The organism is Facilibium subflavum, assembly GCF_003574485.1.
Taxonomy (GTDB): Bacteria; Pseudomonadota; Gammaproteobacteria; order Francisellales; family Francisellaceae; genus Facilibium; species Facilibium subflavum.
In genome coordinates, this window is the sequence record NZ_QLIT01000241.1 from 1 (window position 1) to 830 (window position 830).

1 protein-coding gene is annotated in these 830 nt (G+C 38.9%); it reads right to left on the minus strand.

Annotated features, from left to right (window positions below; all coding sequences use genetic code 11):
* The coding region (locus DNK84_RS12190) for an IS4 family transposase (RefSeq protein WP_162902442.1) at nt 1-733 on the minus strand (733 nt) is incomplete at its 3' end.
* Between the last annotated feature and the right edge of the window lie 97 nt (nt 734-830).

The following is an 830-nucleotide window of genomic DNA, read 5'->3' on the forward strand; positions in this document are numbered from 1 at the left end:
TCATGTGCGTCTGCTCCCAGTTAAACCCACGTTTTTTCATCGCAGCAAATAATGTTTCAATCTCCCATCTGCGCTTATACAATGTCAAAGCTTCTTGACCTGGACGATCACTCACTAAAGTCAGTAATCTCCCATCATGAAGACGTTTTGCGCAAAGATAAACTTCACAGCCTAAGACCACGTGTTTTTTCTTTAAAACAGATTGCCTACCAGGCGATAGATATTTAAAACCATTTTTCAATTTGGTTGATGCTTGATCGCGCTTATGTAACAGAAGGTTCTCTTTAGCTCTTAAAACAAACGAGATTCCCTGGCTTTTTAAATAACGCATCCACGGAGCGTCAATAAATTCTCGATCACATAGCACTACATCGATATCACTGACAGGAATGAAGCGCAACAGTTGGTCAAATAGTTCTTTACGATCATTAAAATCAGAGTTACCACGTTTTTTATCGGTCAACAGTTTCCAGATAAACGGAATGGCAATACCCTTATAGGCAATGCTGATAACCAGATAGTTAATATGGGTTTTGCCAAACTTCCAGTTTGTCCTATCCATACATAAGGTCACTTTTCCTTGCAGCTCAAACACTTGGCAAATCATATGATATAACGCCTGTGGAGAAAATGTCAGTCGCTTCATAAACCGTTGTATGCGCTTGTAAACGGACGCTTGTTTGCTGTATGTTGCAAATGTCTTCGAAATTTTAGCAAGATTAACACTTTGCACGACAAATAATCCCAAAATAATGTGCGAAAGGCATTCTAAAGTATGACGAGTATGGTTAAAATATTGTAACAGTAGTTGTTCAAGTGCTTTGGCGTGT